Raw genomic sequence first — 18263 nt, forward strand, 5'->3', positions numbered from 1 at the left:
AGCACCGTGAGGGTCATCATGAGGATAGTCTTCGATATAGGCGGATCGGTTCTCGTGCCAGATGATCCAGACGTTGATTTTATCGGCAAGATGGCTTACGAGCTCATCAAGATAAGCGAGGATCACGAGGTGGCGGTGGTAGTCGGCGGCGGGAAAGTCGCCAGAAAGTACATCAAGGCGGCAAAGACCTTCACGCCCAACGAGACCTTCAAGGACTACATCGGCATACACATCACGAGGGCCAACGCGATGCTCCTCATAGCGGCTTTGGGCGAGAAGGCATATCCCTTCGTCATCCAGGACTTCCGTAAGGCCTGGGAAGTTATACAGCTCAAGAAGATACCGATAATGGGCGGAACTCACCCGGGCCACACCACCGATGCCGTCTCTGCTCTGCTCGCCGAGTACCTCCAGGCCGACCTCCTGGTGGTTGTCACCAACGTCGACGGCGTCTACGACTCCGATCCTAAAAAGAACCCAAACGCGAAGAAGCTCGACAGGATAACCGTCGACCAGCTGGTGGAGATAGCGATGCAGGCGGAGAGTAAGGCGGGGGGAAGTGGAGTTGTGGATGCTCTCGCTGCCAAGTTCATCCAGCGCGGCAGGATAAAGACCTACATCGTGGGCAAGGACGATGCGTACCACCTCTTCGACGTCGTGAAGGGAAAGCACAGCGGGACTGTGGTTGAGCCTTGACTTTTACCCAAATTTTTCCGCAGAGTTTTGGAACCGGGCGTCTTTTAGTAAAAGCCAACTTTTTATACCTCCTCGCCCTTCTCCCTCCGGTGGTGCTCATGAAAGTTGTCGTCGTCGGTTCCGGTACAGCCGGAAGCAACTTCGCGCTGTTCATGCGCAAGCTCGACAGGAAGGCCGAAATCATCGTCATCGGAAAGGAACCAACGATGCAGTATTCCCCCTGTGCACTTCCTCACGTGATAAGCGGAACCATCGAGAAGCCCGAAGATGTCATCGTCTTCCCGAACGAGTTCTATGAAAAGCAGAAGATTAAGCTTATGCTCGGAACGGAGGTCAAATCCATAGATCGCGAGAGGAAAGTTGTGGTCACGGATAAGGGGGAAATCCCCTACGACAAGCTTGTTTTGGCGGTTGGCTCGAAGGCCTTCGTTCCACCCATTAAGGGCGTTGAGAACGAGGGAGTGTTTACGCTCAAGAGCCTCGACGACGTGCGGAGGATAAAGGCATACATCGCCGAGAGGAAGCCAAAGAAGGCCGTTGTAATCGGTGCCGGTTTAATCGGCCTCGAAGGGGCCGAGGCCTTCGCGAAGCTCGGCATGGAGGTTCTGGTCGTTGAGCTGATGGACAGATTAATGCCGACCATGCTCGACAAAGATATGGCAAAACTCGTCCAGAGGGAGATGGAAGCCAACGGAGTTTCCTTCCGCTTCGGCGTTGGGGTCAGCGAGATAATTGGCAGTCCGGTCAGGGCTGTTAGAATAGGCGACGAGGAGGTTCCGGCTGACCTCGTCCTCGTCGCCACCGGCGTAAGGGCAAACGTCGACCTCGCAAAGGCGGCCGGCCTCGACGTGCACTGGGGCATAGTCGTTAACGAGCACCTCCAGACGAGCGACCCTGACATCTACGCCATAGGCGACTGCGCCGAGGTAGTCGATGGCGTGACCGGCGAGAGAACCCTAAGCCAGCTCGGAACCTCAGCTGTGAGAATGGCCAAGGTCGCGGCGGAGCACATAGCCGGAAAGGATGTCTCATTTAAGCCGGTCTTCAACACGGCTATTACAAAGCTCTTCGGCCTTGAGATAGGCACCTTTGGAATAACGGAGGAGAGAGCAAAGAAAGCTGGACTGGAGATAGCCATCGGAAAGTTTAAAGGCTCGACGAAGCCGGAATACTATCCCGGCGGAAAGCCCATAACGGTCAAGCTGATTTTCAGAAAGCCGGACAGAAAGCTCATCGGCGCCCAGATAGTCGGCGGCGAGCGCGTCTGGGGCAGGATAATGACACTTTCGGCCCTGGCGCAGAAGGGTGCAACCGTCGAGGACGTCGTTTACCTCGAAACAGCCTACGCCCCTCCGATAAGCCCGACGATTGATCCGATAAGCGTGGCTGGGGAGATGGCGTTGAGAAGGTTCAAGTGACTTCCCTTTTCTTCCCATTTCAGCAAACTTTAAGTTCGCCCTAGCAAACTTGGTTTTTAGGTGATGAGCGTGAAGGTGGACGAAAGGGACAGAATTCTGCTTGGCCTCGGAACCGGCGTCCTGCTGGCTTCATCCCTCCGAATCTTTGTGGCCGGAGCGTACTCAAGCCTTGAAAAGACTTTCTTCTACGGGATGAGCTTTCCATCCGGGCTTGGAATCCTCATGCTCCTTCTCGCTGCGTTCCTCGTCGGAAGGATGAGCAGAAAAGCCGGCGCAGCCCTAACAGCGGCCTACGCAACAGCCGTCCTGATAACCGATGCGACCGAATACACGCACCTCGTAGCGGCTTTTGCCTTGCCGGTGGCCCTTGCGCTCGTCAAGGAGCTGGACGTGAAGTATCTGACCATGGGGCTCGTCGCCGACCTTTCACTCCGCGTCCTGGCTGTCGGTGCCGAGCCGGCTGACTTTCCGTACACGAGGGTTATCCTGGCGCTCTCCCTGTTCCTGGGAGCCTACGCCCTCTGGAAGGAACCTGGAACGCTCAAGAAGCCCGGCTTCGGCCTCTACGCCTTCGCGGCCCTGCTCGAGCTGGGGCTGATTTATCCCAATGCGGTGATGCGCTACTCCGGAATGACCGTCTATTACCTCCCGGAGTTCGTCGGCTTCTCCCTGCTCCTCGCCCTGGCGATACTGCTCGGCCCGCACCTGGCGAGAAAGCCAACAGCCGCGATGGCGCTCCTGATAATCGGCTCGGCGACTCTCTTCATCAAGCCTCTCTCGCTGGTGGGCCTGCCTATAGCCTTGGCCTCAGCCATCGCCCTCGTCGAGAGCGCGAAGGGAAGCCGGGGAGGCGTCGTCGGTGCATTTTACCTCTTCCTAACGGCAACACTCGCCCTCGGGGCCTACGTCGGCAGGGACATAGGTTTACCTTTCATGGAGGACAGGCTTGAGGCCCTTATCCTTGCTGCCTCGGTGGTTTATGCCCTCGGCGCCTACGGGAAGAGCGCCGAGGTGAGCCGTCCAAGCGTGAAGGAGATCATCGGCCCGCTCATTGGTCTCGTCCTGGCCTCGGTCATAGTACTGGCGCTCTTCCACGTCGGGCCAACCTACAGCGAGGGGAAAAGGGACGTCCTCCTCTGGACCTACAACGTCCACCAGGGGTTCGGGCCGTACGACGGAACGTTCAACGGCTACGAACTGGTGAACCTTCTCGCCGAGGGGAAGCCGGACGTATGGTTCGCCCAGGAGGTCGTTGGCGGAATGATAGGCAACGGCTACCAGGACGTCCCCCTCTTCATCTCCGCCCACCTCGGCTACGCCTACGAGTACAAGCCCGCCGTTGAGGGAACCTACGGAATAGCGGTCTTTTCCCACTGGCACATGAAGACAGAGGCCGAGCTGAACCTCCCGAGCGTGGGCCAGGCGAGACCGGCCCAGAAGGTCTCCATCGAGGAGCTGGGCATAACCGTGGTAAACGTCCACATGGGGCTCAGCGAGGAGGAGAGGGCGATGCAGGCGGGAGAACTGCTAAAGTTCGCTGAAGCTTCGCCAGTTGCCCAGATAATAGCCGGCGACACCAACGCCGAGCCGGACGAGAGGGCGATAGAGATACTCACCCGCGACTACCGCGACGCTTTCTCCGAGAGGCCGCCCTACACCTTCCTCTGGGAGCGCAACGGGGTGGTTGACAGGGAGAACATAGACTACATCCTGCTCAAAAAGGACTGGCCGGCTGAGGTGAAGGACTACGGCTGCCTCTGCGACGTCCTGGCGTCAGACCACAGGCCGGTGTGGGCGGTAATAGAACTGCCGTGAGGTTTTTTATTTTTCATTCCCAACTTTTCTCCATGCCGTCGAGGGTTAAGGTCAGCAAGCTAATGGCCTACATTCTGCGGCATTCTCCAGGGGAGTTCGGGCTGAAGCCGGACATGGAGGGCTTCGTCCCGCTTGACGATTTAGTCAGGGCGCTCCAGACGGTCTATCCAGGCGTTATGGAGGAGTTCGTAAGGGAGATTGTTGAGAATGATCCGAAGGGGCGCTACGAAATAAGGGGAGGCAAAATTCGCGCCCGCTACGGCCACAGCTTTGAGGTAACGCTCAACCACGAGGAGGACAGAGAAACAAAAATCCTCTATCACGGGACGCCGAGGAGGAACCTTGAGCGGATTCTGAGGGAAGGGCTCAAGCCTATGAAACGGCAGTTCGTCCATCTAACAACGAGCAAAATCGAGGCCCTGGAAACGGGCAGGAGGCACGGGAAGGATGTGGTTCTTCTGATAATTGACGCTGAGTGCCTGAGGAGAAAGGGTCTGAAAGTCTACAAGGCCGGGAGGAACGTTAGGATAGCCAAGCGCGTTCCGCCCGAGTGCATAATTCTTGGGGCGTGATGGAGGAAAGCCTATTATATCCAGCCGCCCAATGGTTTACGGGTGGAACCATGTGCGATATTCTCGTGGCCACTCCCGAGGCCACCAAGGAGGGAATAACTCTCTTCGCCAAGAACAGCGACCGCGAGCCGAACGAAGCTCAGATACTTGAGTTCATACCGAGGACCAAGCATAATGGGGAGAGTGTCCGGTTAACTTACGTTGACTTCCCGGGGGTCAAGGAAACTTATGCGGTAATCCTCTCCCGTCCCTGGTGGATGTGGGGGGCGGAGATGGGCGTGAACGAGTTCGAGCTGGCGATAGGCAACACCGCCGTCTTCACGAAGGTCAGGGTGCCTAAGAAGGGGATAACCGGGATGGACATGATACGCCTCGCCCTTGAGAGGACGAAGAACGCGAGGGAAGCTTTGGAGTTCATAACCGGCATCGTTGAGGATGGCTTACAGGGTGGGAACGGGAGCAAAAGCCACAGGCTCTACTACTTCAGCTCCTTCATAATAGCCGATCCCAAAGAGGCCTGGGTTCTTGAGACCGTCGGAAGGGACTGGGCGGCAAAGAAAATCGAGGGTGTTTACTCCATCTCCAACGCGCTGACGATTGAGAATGACTGGGACATGGCATCTGAGGGTGTTGAAAGGCTCGCGAGAAAGGGCTCCTTTAGCTTCGCGAAGCACTTCTCGGACCGCTTTTACACCCACTTCGCCAGGGGCAGGGAGCGGAGGGCCTTCACGCTGGCGAAACTAAAGGAGAGGGCGGGCAAGATAACGCTCGAGTACATGATGTCGGTTCTGCGCTTCCACTCCTTTGAACCTTACCGCCCGGAGAAGGGCTCGATGAGGGACATATGCATGCACTACGGTGGACTGACGAGGCCCTCTCAGACGGCTTCATCTCAAGTTTCCGAGCTTGGAAAGGGTATCCACTGGTTCACTGGCACCTCAAACCCCTGTCTGAGCATCTTCAAGCCGGTAAGCTTAGAGGGCGGCCTTCCGGACCTCGGAAAAACTCCGATAGACAAATACGACCCCGAGACCTACTGGTGGCGCTTCGAGGCCTTCCACAGGAAGTTTCTGACGAACTACCGGGGCTACATCGATGACTTCGCCCGCGAGAGGGATAGACTGCAGGCCGGGATAATAGAAAGGGCGCGGGAGATTGAGAAAACTCCCGAGGATATGAGAGCTCTGACGGAGTGGGCATTCCGAGAGGAGGCAAGGCTCCTCGAAAGGTGGGAGAAGCTGATAAAGCCCGGAAAGCTCCCCTTCCTCTTCGGGCGGAGCTGGAGAAAGGTTAACGAAGAGGCTGGACTTGGGCTGGAGGGTTGAAGATGCTCAGGTTCCCGGATGGATTTCTCTTCGGGACGGCAACTTCTTCCTACCAGATTGAGGGTGACAACGTCTGGAGCGACTGGTGGTACTGGGCCGAAAAGGGAAAGCTCCCGCCGGCAGGGAAGGCCTGCAACTCCTGGGAGCTTTACGAAAAGGACATCGGGCTGATGGCGGAGCTGGGCTATAAAGCCTATCGCTTTTCTATCGAATGGGGTCGCATTTTTCCAGAGGAGGGAAGGCCGAACGAGGAGGCGTTAATGCGCTACCAGGGGATAATCGACCTGCTCAGAGAGAACGGGATTACCCCGATGCTCACGCTCCACCACTTCACACTTCCAACTTGGTTCGCCCTCAGGGGAGGCTTTGAGAGGAAAGACAACCTTGAGCACTGGAGGAGCTACGTGGAGCTGATAGCCGACAACATAGAGGGCGTTGAGCTGGTGGCGACCTTCAACGAGCCGATGGTCTACGTCGTGGCCTCATACGTCGAGGGGATGTGGCCGCCCTTCAGAAAGAACCCTCTGAAGGCCGAGAAGGTCGCTGCAAACCTGATCAGGGCCCACGCCATCGCCTACGAGATTCTTCACGGCAAGTTCAGGGTCGGGATAGTGAAGAACCGCCCGCACTTCGTGCCGGCGAGCGATTCTGAGAGGGATAAAAAGGCGAGGGACGGGATAGACTACACCTTCAACCGTTCGCTCCTTGACGGAATCCTAACCGGGGGATTCAGGGGTTTCATGAGAACCTTCGACGTTCCGGCAAGCGGCCTCGACTGGCTCGGGATGAACTACTACAACATCATGAAAGTCAGGGCTTCGAGAAACCCGCTCAAACGCTTCGTCGTTGAAGACGCCAACGTGGGCAGGAAGACAGACATGGGCTGGAGCGTCTATCCGAAGGGCATCTACGAAGGATTAAAGGCCTTTTCAGAGTACGGCCTTCCGCTCTACGTCACCGAGAACGGAATAGCGACGCTCGACGACGAATGGCGCGTCGAGTTCATAGTCCAGCACCTCCAGTATGTCCACAAAGCCATTGAAGAGGGCATCGACGTGAGGGGCTACTTCTACTGGTCTTTGCTGGACAACTACGAGTGGGCCGAGGGCTTCAGGCCGCGGTTTGGACTCATAGAAGTCGACTACGATACCTTTGGGAGGAGGCCGAGGAAAAGCGCCCGCATCTACGGCGAAATCGCAAAGAACGGAGGAGTAAGCGACGGGCTGCTTGAGAAGTACGGCCTTTGGGAAAAACTTTAAATGCCTAATCGCAAATATATAACCATGATTATGCAAGAGTTCGTAAACCGCTCTGAGGAGTTGCGGAAGCTGGGGGAGTACCTGAAAAAACGCTCGCTCATCATAGTTTACGGTCGGAGAAGGGTAGGCAAGACGAGACTGATAATCGAGGCCCTGAAAGGCATTCCCCACGTGTACCACTTATGCAAAGAGGAAGAGCCCAGAGAAACGCTCGTCAGCCTCTCTAAAAAGCTCTACCGCGTTACGGGAGATATTAAATTCTTGGAGCACCCACCTTCTTCCTTCGATGAACTCTTTAATCTCCTGAGCGCTAGCGGAACAGTACTGGTTCTCGACGAGTTCCCGGTACTCGTAAAGAACTATCCCCGGATACTGGGTCTTCTTCAGGAGTACTGGGACTTCGGTGAGGGAGGGAGCATCATTCTGTGCGGTTCTAGTGTGTCAATGATGAAGAGACTCACGGACTACGGAAGTCCACTCCATGGCAGAAGAACCATGACAATTAAGGTTAAACCCCTGGAGTTCAGGCACATTGGAGGGTTCTTTCCGGGCTATTCTCCTGAGGAACTGGTTAGGGCATATGGCGTTCTTGACGGTATTCCTGAGTACCTGCTTCGCTTTGACCCCTCCTTATCGGTGGAGGAGAACGTGGTCCGGGAATTCTTCGGGAAGGGATACCTCTACGAAGAAGCTGAACTTCTCCTGCGCTATGAGCTCAGGGACCTGAGCACTTACAACACAATCCTTGAGGCGATAGCCTCTGGGTACACGTCCTTCAACGAGATCAGAACCAAAACTGGAATGGACGGCTCGAAACTTTCCCGTTATCTCTCTGTCCTTGGGGAGCTGGAGATAGTCAGGAAAGAATACCCGGTGCTTCCTGGGGTTTCCAGGAAGAGGAAGGGGGCGAGATACAGTCTATCGGACAACTACTTTGCCTTCTACTACTCCTTCGTCTATCCCTTCAAGGAGGAGATAGAGCTCGGCCTCCCCGATGTCCCTCTTGAGAACTTCAGGAAAAAGTTTAACCTATACCTGGGGAGGGTTTACGAGAAGGTGGCCCTTCAGCACATCATGCTCATCAACAGAAATGGAAAGCTCCCCTTCAGGTTCACCCGTATAGGGAGATGGTGGTGGAAGGGGGAAGAAGTCGACCTAGTAGCCTTGGACGAGAAAGAGAAAAAGGCCCTCCTTGTTGAGGTCAAGTGGAGGAAACTGAGCCCCCGAGAGGTCTGGGGAATAAGAAAAGACCTGGAGAGGAAAGCCGCCCTGATGGGACTTGACGGATGGGAGGTTCATACTGGCATAGTTGCCAGGGAGTTCGTGGAACGGCCGGCTCCCCTGCTCTGGGACATTCATGATATCACCGGTGAATAAATCCCTTTATCTCTTCCACATCACCCTCAGTGAACTGTGGCATCATGTCGAGGTGAGCCCTCATCAGCTCGGCCATGGCCCTCAGCCCAGCCTCGGCGTCGTGGACGACCGGGTCGAGGAGCACAGCTTTTATCACCTTCTCAACGTTTCCTTCTACCGCTGCCTCCGCCGATAACCGCTGTATCTCCGCCTGAACTCTGAGAGGGGCTAAAGCCTCCCGCGGGAGCTCGACGCGGAGCGGCTTCACTCCCTTCGGCGAGACCTCCGCCGGAACCTCTACTATCGTGCCTTCAGGCAGGTCAATATAACTCCTGTTGGGGACGTTTATGGCCTCCTGGAGCTTTTCTCTGCCCTCAAGTCCCTCAACGACGTTCATGGCAACGTCTGGGAACTTGACGAATCGGTTGAAGGCGAACCTGGGGACGAGACCGCGGAGGAACAGCCTCAAAAGTCTCCTTACCTCATCCCCCTCCTTCCTGGTTCTCTCTATCCATTTAAGCCCCTTTTTCTCCTCCGGAATTAACGGCCAGGCGAAGCTCAGGTACTCCCCTATGTGGTTGTCGTCCGGCGAGGGGAAGAGGCCGTACGTCCGGTAGAGAAGCTGGCTCAAAGGCTCGAAGTCCGGCCTTTTCTTTAAGGCTTCGTCAAGCTGTGGATATGCGTCCTCGCCGTTAATGCGGAGCTCCTTTATCCAGGTGAAGTGGTTCAGGCCGCCGGCGATGAGGCTTATCCCCCTCTCGTCGGCCTTCAGCAGGGGGGCCAGCATTTCCTTCCTCTCAAGGTAGCCCGTGCAGAGGCCGTAGACGTTTTTTAAGCTTGTATAGTTCAGAACCGCGTAGGTCACCCTTGGCTCCGGGTTGGAGTAAATGAAGACCCGTGCGTCTCTGTTAACGTCCTCTACCCTTCTCGCTATTTCCAGAACCAGCGGGACTACTCGTAGGGTATGGGCGAGTCCACCTAAACCACCGTTCTCCCCGAGAACCTGCCTGATGCCGTACCTATGGGGAATCTCGAAGTCCAGCCTCCAGCGTTCGTACCGCTCCTTCTCGACGGAGATGACCGCGTAGTCGACGCCGTAGTTTTCGAGTCCCTCGACGCTCTCAAGGGAAGTGACGGTGAAGCCTGCCTTGAAGGTCCTCTTTATCTTCTCCGCTAAGGCCGTTATTAACTTCCTCCGCTCGTCGTCAATCTCGATGAGGTATATCTCGGCGTTCTCCAGAACCTCGCTCGTGGCTATCGTGTAGAGGCCCAGAGGGGTGAATATGCTTCCGGCTCCGATGAAGGCTACCCTCATTCACAGCACCCCCGCAAGCGGGTTTGCGTGGAAGAGAACCGTGGGGAGAATCTTCAGCCCCTCGCCGTATTTGAAGCCCGCTATCTCCCCGTAGAACCTGGCTATGCTCTTCACGAAGACCTCCCACGAACTCCACTCGCTCCCGAACTGGCTCTTGTGGGCTTTCAAGGCCTTCAGCTTGAGCTTGAGGAAATCTCCTATGTCCTCAATGTAGTTTGGATTGTCCGTGTAGTAGAAGCCGAGTGACTTTACCTCCCAAGGCTCCCCCTCCCCGACGCTTGGAAGGGCGGAGAAGAAGGCCGCCTCCCCCGTTGAGAACCCCGCGTTCCTGTGGTCGGGATGGACATCGTAGGCCAGCCAGGGGTCGGGGGCGAGGACGAGGTGGGGCTTTTCCGAACGGATTATCCGCAGTATTTCATTCCTGAGGTTCTCGCTGTGGGGGAGCTTTGTATCAGGGTAATCGAGCCAGATGAGCTTTTTGACGCCTATTATCTCCGCCGCCTTCTCCTGCTCCTCTCTCCGGACTTCCTTCAGCTTCTCTGGCGGAATCTCCCTGCTTCCCGCCGAGCCGTCAGTCAGTGTGAGGTAGGTTATCTCCCTTCCCTCCCGCGAGAGCTTCGCCAGCGTTCCCCCAACGGCGAGCTCGCAGTCGTCAGGATGCGGCTGGACGCAGAGTATCCTTTCGACGCCCTCGAAGGGCCTTTCCACGTCGAAGCCCAGGGTTTCCTTCAAAAGCTCCCTGAACTCGCCGGGCGAAACCCCCCTGAGCTTAGCCCTGGCGAGGAGAAAAGGCTTCAAGCTACATCACCCCCCAAAAGTTCCCAGGTACGCTTCCTGAGTATCTCCCTGACCTCCTCCCGGTCCTTTGGATACTGATGCCTTATCCAGAACCACACGAGGGCGCAGAGCGTCCAGAAGAGCGAGCCTATTATGAGTGTGTACTCGTAGGCCTGGGCGTTGGTGTAGCCCGCTTTTCTGAGCGCCTCAATTAGGAACCCGCCGAAGAGCGGGCCGAGGGCCTTTCCGACGTTGTCTATGATGTTGAACACTCCAAAGACCGTCCCCCTGTCCTCGGGTAGGTTAACCTGGGAGATTATCGCCGTAACGTTCGGTCCCGCGAAGCTGACGAGCTGGAGGAAGAGTATCGAGTAGACCGTCAGTGCGAGCCAGCCCTTGAGGGAGAGTTCCGGTGGGAGCGGGTAGACTATGACCCCAATCGCCGCTATCATCCCGAGGAAGACTGCCATTCCCGTCACCAGCGCCCTGCCCCCGGGGCTTCTCCTCTCGAAGTAGTCTCCCACGTAGCCTCCGACGAGGGTTCCTACCACGGTTGCTATTCCGAGGATCAGCAGAACGAAGGTTGCGGTTTCCTTTGCCATCCCCCTCGTCACTATGAGGAACGAGACGAGCCAGTACATCAGGACGCCCCAGGGGACGGTCCCGGCCAGGCCCTGGAGGAATATGAGGAGGTTCGTCTTCGTCCTGAAGGACTTTCTAACGGCCTCCCAGCTCAGCCGGTAGGTGTACTCCACTCCCATCTCGATGAGCTTCCTGACCTCCTCCTCCCCGGCGCCCCTCTTGGGCTCCTCTGCTATAACGTAGAAGAGGGGCGCGAGAATGAAGTTTGGAACCGAGGCGAGGATGAAGGGGAGCCTCCAGCTCCCGATAAGGCCGGCCATTATCATGCCAAATAGGGTTCCGAAGCCGAAGGCGGTCTGTATGAAGGCGTAGCCCTTTCCGCGCTCCTCGCTTGGAAACATGTCCGCTATGAGGGAGTATCCTATCGGGATTATGGAGCCGACCCCAATCCCAGTGAAGAGCCTCATGAGGAGGAGCTCGTAGTAGCTGCTGACGAAGGCCGTCAGGAAGCAGGGTATCTCGCCGAGGAGAACGCCCACAACGAGGAGCTTCTTCCTCCCCTTGATGTCGGAGAGGAAACCCCAGACTATCGTTATTAGCGCGCTCGTTGCGACGAATATCGTCGAGACGAGCCCCATCTGGGTCTCGCTTATCCCGAACTCGGCCATTATCTGCTGGTAGTTTGGCGGTAAAAGGTTCTGGTCGGCCATCAGGAAGGCCGCCATCAGGACGAGAAGGAGTATGGAGAGCTTATTCCTTAGGTTTCCCATCTACACCCCTCCAGGCTTCATAGATTGCCCTAAACGCGTCGAGCCTCCTCTCGGGCAGGGGCTCCCATCCCCTTGCATCGCTGTTCTCTGCGAGGAATGCCTTTTCTCCCCTCAGATTCCGCGAAAGGAAGTTCAGCCTGGCGTTGCCGTCGTCGAGGCTCCATATTGCGAGGCTTTTGTCGGGAGTCCAGCTCGAAGTCCTCAGGTAGAGCCTCCTTCCGGAGTGGGGGAGCTCGCTCGGAAGCTTTACCTCCCTTCCCAGAGTATCAAAGACTTCGAGGAAAGAATCGGCGGTTATCAGGTAGTCCGCCAATGGACGGTAGCCGAGGAACTCTATGTCGGTGCCGTAGAGGATGATGTCGTCGAGGTTTTCCAGCCACTTCGCGGCCTTTCTAGGGTTCATCAGCGGGAACCTTCCGGCACCGAGCATGACAACGGTGTTCACGTTCACCCATACCGGTATCGCCTCGATCTCCTTAACCGCTTTGAGGGTCACCTTGCCCGGAAAGACTAGTTCCAGCGACTTTTTCAGCTCCCTCAGGCCGAGGAGGTAGTTGACGTACCTGTTGCCCTCGCCCCGCTGGGCTTTAATGAGGTGGGGATAGAGGGGCTTCACGGGCTTTATCGCCCTGTTGAGGTGGCTGGAGAGGATGAGGGCTTCTCCGTCAACGAAGACTTCGCTATAGCCGTTGTCCCGGAGTATAGCCGGCAGGATCGGGTCGTAGGCCAGCTCCGGCGGGAAGAAGAGCTTTGGAGAGACTTCGAGGAGGCTCTCCTTTACTTCCCTGTCCTTTACTACCTGGGCTTCAACCCTGTCGAGGCTCAAAAGCGGCAGTATCGCGTGGCTGTAGGCGGTCCCGGTTACCTCTACCAGCCCCGACTCGATTCCATCGCGTATGAGCATCAACACGTTCTTCGGAAGGAGTTCGAGCGTGAAACCTGTGATGTTGAGGGCGAAGGGGATCTCCCTTTTGAGGAGCGCCGAGAGGACCGGCACGTAGGCCTTCTCGATGACCTTTCCTATCTCCCCCTTCGGTATCTCAGCGTACTGCAGGTTGCCGTGGAGGAGGAGAGCGATCAACTCAGACCCTCCTCACGCTCACCCCGTCGCTCGGGCTGACGAGGTGGTAATCGGGCTCCCAGTTGAAGTGCCTGACGTACTCGTCGGTGACCCTCATGGCAATGTCCACCGCGAGCTCCTCGGGGACTATAGCCACAGCGGAGCCGCCGAAGCCGGCACCGGTCAGCTTGGCTCCATAGGCACCGAGTTCAGTTGCTTTTCTCACGAAGAAGTCCAGCTCCTCGCTTGAGACCTCGTAGTTCCTGGCCAAATCCCAGTGCGAGGCAGTCATCAGCTCGCCGAAGGTTCCAATATCGCCGTTCCGCAGTGCGTCCCTCGCCTCAAGGACGCGCCTGTTTTCCCTCACTATGTATCCAAAGAAGCGCCGGTAGAGCGAAGGAAGGCCCCTCAGGTCTTTCTCTTCGACTTCCTTGGATGTTCTCCTTCCCAAGAGCCTCAGCGTTTCCTCCGCGACTTTCCTTCTCTCGGCGTAGGCGGAGTCAGCCAGCTCCCTCTTAACTCCAGTGTAGAACACGAGAATCCCCACATCCTTTGGGAGCCTTATGTATTCGTGCCTTAGCGTGTCGGTGTCTAGGAATATGAGGTGGTCTCTTCTCCCGTGGACGACCGTGAACTGGTCGAGTATGCCGCAGGGGACGCCGACGAACTCGTTCTCCGCCTTCTGGGCGAGGAGGGCCATCTCTATTGGGGTGAGGTTTAGATTATAGGCCTCGTTGAGAAAGGCTAAAACGGCAATCTCAAGGCTCGCCGAGGAGCTCAGCCCGGAGCCTATTGGCAGGTCTCCGCCGAGGATTCCCTTCATCCCCCCGATGGCGTAGCCCTCTTCTCCCAGGGCCCAGAAGATTCCCCTGATGTAGTCCACCCAGTCGTTAGCTTTTCTGATTTCATCGAGGCTGAACTCCCTGACCTCTCGAAAAATTTGAGAGTACACCCTGACCCTCTCGTTCTTCTGGGCGTGCAGAACCGTGTAGAGGTCTATCGCCATCGGCATGACGTAGCCGAGCGCGTAGTCCGTGTGCTCGCCGATCAGGTTGACCCTTCCGGGAGAATCAACGCGGTACATGATTCCACCCAGAGGGGTTAGGCTTGAAAATATTTAAGGGTAGCGAGTCTCAGGCGTTCGTGTATTGTTTTAGCAGGTTGTAGATGTGCTGTGCCGCGTCGGTGTAGAATTTTTGGGTTTCGTCCCTAAAGCCCGTACAAAAACTCCGGCACGTTCCTTCCCTCAAGGACGAGGACGTCCCTCGGATAGCCTCTCCTGGACAGCCCTGACTTCACCTCAACCTTCATGCCGCCAGCAATGGCGTCTATCTCGTACCAGTCGGTTCTAAAGTAGAAGATCTCGCCGAATCTCCGGTAGAGGTGCTCCTGAACAACCCACTCGTAAAGAACCGCCCTACTTAGCTCCCTCCCGGTCCACTGGGCCACTGCCCTCGCCAGGAGGGGATCCCTGATTGCGAACTTCCTATCCTTTCTTGGGAGGATTCTTCCCCCAGCATCTATGAAGGGGATGGGGAGAAGGATGTGGAGTCCCTCGAAGAGCTCCAGGTATTCCCTAACGGTCGGGGCCGAGACGCCGGCTCTCTCCGCGAGCTTCCTGAGTGATACCGGATCTGGAGCCACATCCAGAATAGCGCCGATGACATCCCTCGCGGCGCTCGTGCTCTTTCCGAGTGCTCTAACATCTGCTTTTATAACCGACACGACCTCATTCGTTCTGAGCTTTCGATTGAGGTAGGCCAGGTAGCCACCGGTTTCAAGGTATCTCTCAAAGACTTCTTGGCCCTTCGAGGGAAAGAAATCCTCATGGAATAAGTTATAGTACCCTCGAAAGCTGAGCGGCATGACTTCAACGGTCTTCCCGTTGCCCTGCCTGCCCCCAAACGCCCCTATGTGCCTTTCTGCGGCTATGGTCACCGAGCCAGTAATCGTTATCACGTCCAATTTCAGCTTTCTCCTGTCAACCAGGTACTTAACGGCTCTCCACCAATCAGGCACGAGCGTAACCTCGTCCAGAAAGATGTAGGAGGTTTTTATCCCCTTGCGCTCCTTGATTTTGATGTATTCGTTCACAACCTCAACGATTTCCCTGTAGTTCTCCAAAACCCCGCAGTCGAAGTAGAATAGGGCATAGGGATTTTCTTCCCTCCTTAAGAGTTCTCTTATGAGAAGTTTCATCCCCATGGTTTTGCCGACCCTTCTCGGCCCAATGACGATGTTGAGGGAAAAAGGAACCAGAGATATTTTAGACGTCCACTTGGGCATAACCCTGTATTCAAGCTCTTCGAACTCTTCCCAGTCCGGGTCGGTCTCATGAAACCACCAGGGGTTTTGTTCCTCCATCATGCTCTCGGACATCATGTAAAATAGTACTTTACAAGTATTTATAAAGATTGCTAATCTAAAGTTTACATGTGCTCATAAACCATGGAAGGTCATTCTTGCATATGCCCCGAAAGCTATAGCTGGAAGAGCTCCATATAGGCCCCTCTAGAAGAAAAAAGAAGGGAGCTTTTCCTCTGGATGATGTGAGAAAAAGAAAAACTTCAGCCCATCTGAATCGCCGTCGTTCTCAGTTCTCCCCTTTCGAAGCGGTACGGGTCATACCACTCGACTGGGAGGTCCGTTCTTCCCTTCGTCACAAGGTCTGCCATCATTTCGGCAACCGCCGGGGCCATCATGAAGCCGTGCCCGCTGAAGCCGGCCGCTATGTAGTAGTCGTCCAGCTCCTCTATCCTTCCTATGGCGGCGTTGCTGTCCGGGGTTTTGGCGTAGTAGCCGGCCCAGGTTCTCAGTATGAGCAGCTCCCTCAGTGCCGGGATGATTTTGGTGAAGTAATAACTTACTTCGCGGAGGAACTCGTAGGTCGGGTTGAGGTCATAGGTTGGCCCCAGCTCGTAGCCGACGCCGCCAACGACACCGCCGTGGGCCGTCTGGGTGAGGTATGCGTGGCCGTACTTGAATGATATGACCATTGGGTTTATCGAGCCCTTCTTTATCGGTTGAGTGATGACAGCTTGGTGCTTGTAGGGCTCTATGGGTATCTGGGTCTTTATCCCGGCCATCGCGTTGATGAGCTTGGCCCATGCGTTGGTGGCGTTGATGACGGTGCCGGTCTTGATGATCCCCCTGTTCGTTTTCAGTCCCTTTATCTCGCCGTTCTCGATGATGAAGTCCTTGACCTCGGTGTACTCCACCAGTTTTGCCCCGAACTCCTCCGCGTGGAGGGCGAACTTCGCAGTCGAGTGGAACGGATCGGCTTTCCCGTCTGTCGGGTTCCAGGAGGCAGCTATGACCTCGCTGATGTCGAGGAGAGGGACTATCTCCTTCGCCTCCTCGGGTGTTATGAGCCTCGTCGGGACGCCGAAGCGGTTCTGTATCGCTATGTTGCGCTTGAACTCCTCGACCTCATCGTCGTCGTAGAGAAGGAAGAGGTAACCGGTCTGCTCGAAGGAGAAGCCGTATTCCTCGCTGTATTTCTTCCACAGCTCGACGGAGCGCTTCATAACCCTGACGTTCGCTTCATCGTTGAACTGCTGTCTTATGCCCGTTCCACAGCGGAAGGTGGAGCCGGAACCTATGAAGCGCTTCTCTATTACCGTGACCTCTTCCCCGCGTTTGGCTAATTCGTGAGCTATGGTGACTCCGATTATTCCTCCACCAATGATGACGATTTCACTCCTCTCGGGAAGTTCTTTGCTCGGCATTTCAATCCCTCCCCGCGGTGACCTTCATCTTAACGTTCTTAAGCGGAGGTCTCGCGACGGGTATGTCGAGCCTGTCCATCGGAGTTCCGGTTCTCTGGGAAACCACGACCGCGCCGTTGAAGAGACAGAATCTTCCCTGACAGAAGCCCATCGCGAGATGCGTTAAGCGCTTGATTATCTGCAGGTCCGTTATTCCGGCCCTGACCACGTCGTCCACCTTCCTCAGGGAGACGTCGCAGCCACATATCTGGACGTCCTCAAGGTTGAGGCTTCCGAAGTCTATGCTCTGAATCTGAACCGCTTCCGGTTCGTACTCATCCAGTTTCTCCGCGTAGATGCACGGCTCGGCGTCGAAGCCGAACTCCCGGAGGATGTATGCCCCGACGAGCCTGCCCTCAAGGTAGTTCGCGTAGTGGGGCTTTATGCTGACGGCGCTTCCTGCCACGTAGATTCCGTCGCGTATCCTGTGCTGTGAGTCGAGAACCGGGGTGTAGTAGCCGTGTTTGAAGATCAACTTTCCTCCTGCCTGGGTAGGCGGGTTGATGTCCGGTCTCCTTCCCTCGGCCATGATGACGGCATCAACCTCGTAGACGTTGCCGTTCGTGTCGATGAGCCTCTCGACCTTTTCGCCCCCTTCAACACGCTTGGGATTCGGGACGACGATGTATTCGATACCCCAGCGGTCGAGCTCTGCAGTTATCTCTCCCGGCTTGCTCCCGACGACGGCGACCTTCCTTCCCGGGGCAACCCCCCAGACGTTGAGAACCTCCAGGAGGTCGGAGCGCCTGAAGACGCCGGGCATGTCGTTGTTCTCGAAGAGGTGGATGTTGTCAACGGCCCCAACGGCCAGAACAACGCGCTTGGCCATTACCTCGATGAGCCGGTTTTCCCCGGTAACTATCGGCACGAGGAAGTACTCGCCCTTGTCGAATACACCCAGGGCTATGGTGCCCTTGAAAACTTTGACGTTCTCGTTGAACTTTCCTGTGAGCTCCCTAATGGCTTCCTGGGGGTTTTTCTGCCCAAACCCTTCCTGGGGAAGGCCCTTGAGCCACATGTCTCCCCCGAGCCAGCCCTTTTCCTCTATAAGCGCAACCGTAAGGTGCTCCTGAACCTCGAGAACGGTTCCGATTCCAGCCGGGCCGCCTCCGATGACGGCCACATCAACGACCAGCCTTTCAACGGGCTTGTCCTCGTCTATCTCCACGGTCTCCTGGAAGTCCCCGTAGTTCTGTCTCTCCAGCCTCATACCGTCCCTTACCTTCGTTTTGCGGGCGTTCACGTTCTTTACCCCATCAATTACCATCGGAACGGGGCCGAAGGTGAACGCTCCTCTCTTCCTTCCCTCGGTACTGCTGGTAAGCCAGTACACCCCATTGGCGAGGAGTGCGACGGTGATCTTTTCCCCCTCGTAGGCCTCGTAGGGCTTTCCTTCAAAATAGATCGTGACCTTCTTAGAACCGTCCTTCTCGGTCAGGTCGAGCGGTCTCATGCTCCCACCTCGAAAATTTTACAAAAGGCGTTCTTATCTATACACCGATGCTTATAAATGTTAGGTTGGCCAAAAACGGTTCAAAACCTTTGGTTTAA

At 56.2% G+C, this 18263-nt stretch carries 15 protein-coding genes; 7 read left to right on the top strand and 8 right to left on the bottom strand.

The window, feature by feature from the left end:
- The first annotated feature begins 18 nt into the window (after positions 1 to 18).
- The 7 genes from pyrH (at position 19) to E3E25_RS00330 (ending at position 8462) form a co-directional block, all read left to right on the top strand.
- Complete coding sequence (pyrH, locus tag E3E25_RS00300) at positions 19 to 696, top strand: UMP kinase (protein WP_167892534.1); 678 nt, start codon at positions 19 to 21, stop codon at positions 694 to 696.
- Between the two features lie 98 nt (positions 697 to 794).
- Positions 795 to 2114 carry an NAD(P)/FAD-dependent oxidoreductase gene (locus E3E25_RS00305; RefSeq protein ID WP_167892535.1) on the top strand — a complete coding sequence of 440 codons (1320 nt, stop codon included), beginning with the start codon at positions 795 to 797 and terminating at the stop codon, positions 2112 to 2114.
- A gap of 63 nt (positions 2115 to 2177) precedes the next feature.
- The gene (locus E3E25_RS00310; RefSeq protein ID WP_206204595.1) at positions 2178 to 3929 is read left to right on the top strand and encodes an endonuclease/exonuclease/phosphatase family protein; all 1752 of its coding nucleotides are present in this window, start codon (positions 2178 to 2180) and stop codon (positions 3927 to 3929) included.
- Positions 3930 to 3961: 32 nt separating this feature from the next.
- Entirely contained in the window at positions 3962 to 4501 is a 540-nt protein-coding gene (locus E3E25_RS00315) for an RNA 2'-phosphotransferase (RefSeq protein WP_167891379.1), read from the top strand.
- Positions 4502 to 4551: 50 nt separating this feature from the next.
- A complete protein-coding gene (locus E3E25_RS00320) occupies positions 4552 to 5826 on the top strand; it encodes a C69 family dipeptidase (RefSeq protein WP_167891380.1) in 1275 nt (424 codons plus the stop codon).
- A 2-nt stretch (positions 5827 to 5828) separates the two neighbouring features.
- On the top strand, positions 5829 to 7085 hold the full coding sequence (locus E3E25_RS00325; protein WP_167891381.1) for a glycoside hydrolase family 1 protein: 1257 nt from the start codon (positions 5829 to 5831) through the stop codon (positions 7083 to 7085).
- Positions 7086 to 7109: 24 nt separating this feature from the next.
- Positions 7110 to 8462 (top strand): ATP-binding protein, encoded by a 1353-nt coding sequence (locus tag E3E25_RS00330; protein ID WP_167891382.1) that lies wholly within the window; start codon positions 7110 to 7112, stop codon positions 8460 to 8462.
- Here the strand turns inward: E3E25_RS00330 and E3E25_RS00335 are convergent.
- The 8 genes from E3E25_RS00335 to E3E25_RS00370 form a co-directional block, all read right to left on the bottom strand.
- The gene (locus tag E3E25_RS00335; RefSeq protein WP_167891383.1) at positions 8449 to 9756 is read right to left on the bottom strand and encodes a hypothetical protein; all 1308 of its coding nucleotides are present in this window, start codon (positions 9754 to 9756) and stop codon (positions 8449 to 8451) included. The genes E3E25_RS00330 and E3E25_RS00335 overlap by 14 nt on opposite strands.
- Positions 9757 to 10554, bottom strand: coding sequence for a PIG-L deacetylase family protein (locus E3E25_RS00340; RefSeq protein WP_167891384.1), 798 nt, complete (start codon positions 10552 to 10554; stop codon positions 9757 to 9759).
- Positions 10551 to 11885 (bottom strand): MFS transporter, encoded by a 1335-nt coding sequence (locus tag E3E25_RS00345; RefSeq protein ID WP_167891385.1) that lies wholly within the window; start codon positions 11883 to 11885, stop codon positions 10551 to 10553. Before E3E25_RS00345 ends, E3E25_RS00340 begins: the two co-directional genes overlap by 4 nt.
- Positions 11866 to 12966: a polysaccharide deacetylase family protein gene (locus E3E25_RS00350; protein WP_167891386.1), complete on the bottom strand. Its 1101-nt coding sequence runs from the start codon at positions 12964 to 12966 to the stop codon at positions 11866 to 11868. Before E3E25_RS00350 ends, E3E25_RS00345 begins: the two co-directional genes overlap by 20 nt.
- Position 12967: 1 nt before the next feature.
- Positions 12968 to 14029, bottom strand: coding sequence for a galactokinase (locus tag E3E25_RS00355; RefSeq protein ID WP_167891387.1), 1062 nt, complete (start codon positions 14027 to 14029; stop codon positions 12968 to 12970).
- Positions 14030 to 14154: 125 nt separating this feature from the next.
- On the bottom strand, positions 14155 to 15327 hold the full coding sequence (locus E3E25_RS00360; RefSeq protein WP_240910734.1) for an ATP-binding protein: 1173 nt from the start codon (positions 15325 to 15327) through the stop codon (positions 14155 to 14157).
- Between the two features lie 185 nt (positions 15328 to 15512).
- On the bottom strand, positions 15513 to 16673 hold the full coding sequence (locus E3E25_RS00365; protein WP_167891388.1) for an FAD-binding oxidoreductase: 1161 nt from the start codon (positions 16671 to 16673) through the stop codon (positions 15513 to 15515).
- Position 16674: 1 nt separating this feature from the next.
- A complete protein-coding gene (locus tag E3E25_RS00370) occupies positions 16675 to 18165 on the bottom strand; it encodes an FAD-dependent oxidoreductase (protein ID WP_167891389.1) in 1491 nt (496 codons plus the stop codon).
- Positions 18166 to 18263: the final 98 nt, after the last annotated feature.

It is taken from the genome of Thermococcus sp. MAR1 (genome assembly GCF_012027305.1).
Lineage (GTDB): Archaea > Methanobacteriota_B > Thermococci > Thermococcales > Thermococcaceae > Thermococcus.

Excerpts from the sequence above, each read along its gene's own strand:
- pyrH (WP_167892534.1), top strand. The coding sequence starts at position 19 with ATGAGGATAGTCTTCGATATAGGCGGATCGGTTCTCGTGCCAGATGAT.
- E3E25_RS00305 (WP_167892535.1), top strand. The coding sequence starts at position 795 with ATGAAAGTTGTCGTCGTCGGTTCCGGTACAGCCGGAAGCAACTTCGCG.
- E3E25_RS00310 (WP_206204595.1), top strand. The coding sequence starts at position 2,178 with ATGAGCGTGAAGGTGGACGAAAGGGACAGAATTCTGCTTGGCCTCGGA.
- E3E25_RS00315 (WP_167891379.1), top strand. The coding sequence starts at position 3,962 with ATGCCGTCGAGGGTTAAGGTCAGCAAGCTAATGGCCTACATTCTGCGG.
- E3E25_RS00320 (WP_167891380.1), top strand. The coding sequence starts at position 4,552 with ATGTGCGATATTCTCGTGGCCACTCCCGAGGCCACCAAGGAGGGAATA.
- E3E25_RS00325 (WP_167891381.1), top strand. The coding sequence starts at position 5,829 with ATGCTCAGGTTCCCGGATGGATTTCTCTTCGGGACGGCAACTTCTTCC.
- E3E25_RS00330 (WP_167891382.1), top strand. The coding sequence starts at position 7,110 with ATGATTATGCAAGAGTTCGTAAACCGCTCTGAGGAGTTGCGGAAGCTG.
- E3E25_RS00335 (WP_167891383.1), bottom strand. The coding sequence starts at position 9,756 with ATGAGGGTAGCCTTCATCGGAGCCGGAAGCATATTCACCCCTCTGGGC.
- E3E25_RS00345 (WP_167891385.1), bottom strand. The coding sequence starts at position 11,885 with ATGGGAAACCTAAGGAATAAGCTCTCCATACTCCTTCTCGTCCTGATG.
- E3E25_RS00355 (WP_167891387.1), bottom strand. The coding sequence starts at position 14,029 with ATGTACCGCGTTGATTCTCCCGGAAGGGTCAACCTGATCGGCGAGCAC.
- E3E25_RS00360 (WP_240910734.1), bottom strand. The coding sequence starts at position 15,327 with ATGATGTCCGAGAGCATGATGGAGGAACAAAACCCCTGGTGGTTTCAT.
- E3E25_RS00365 (WP_167891388.1), bottom strand. The coding sequence starts at position 16,673 with ATGCCGAGCAAAGAACTTCCCGAGAGGAGTGAAATCGTCATCATTGGT.
- E3E25_RS00370 (WP_167891389.1), bottom strand. The coding sequence starts at position 18,165 with ATGAGACCGCTCGACCTGACCGAGAAGGACGGTTCTAAGAAGGTCACG.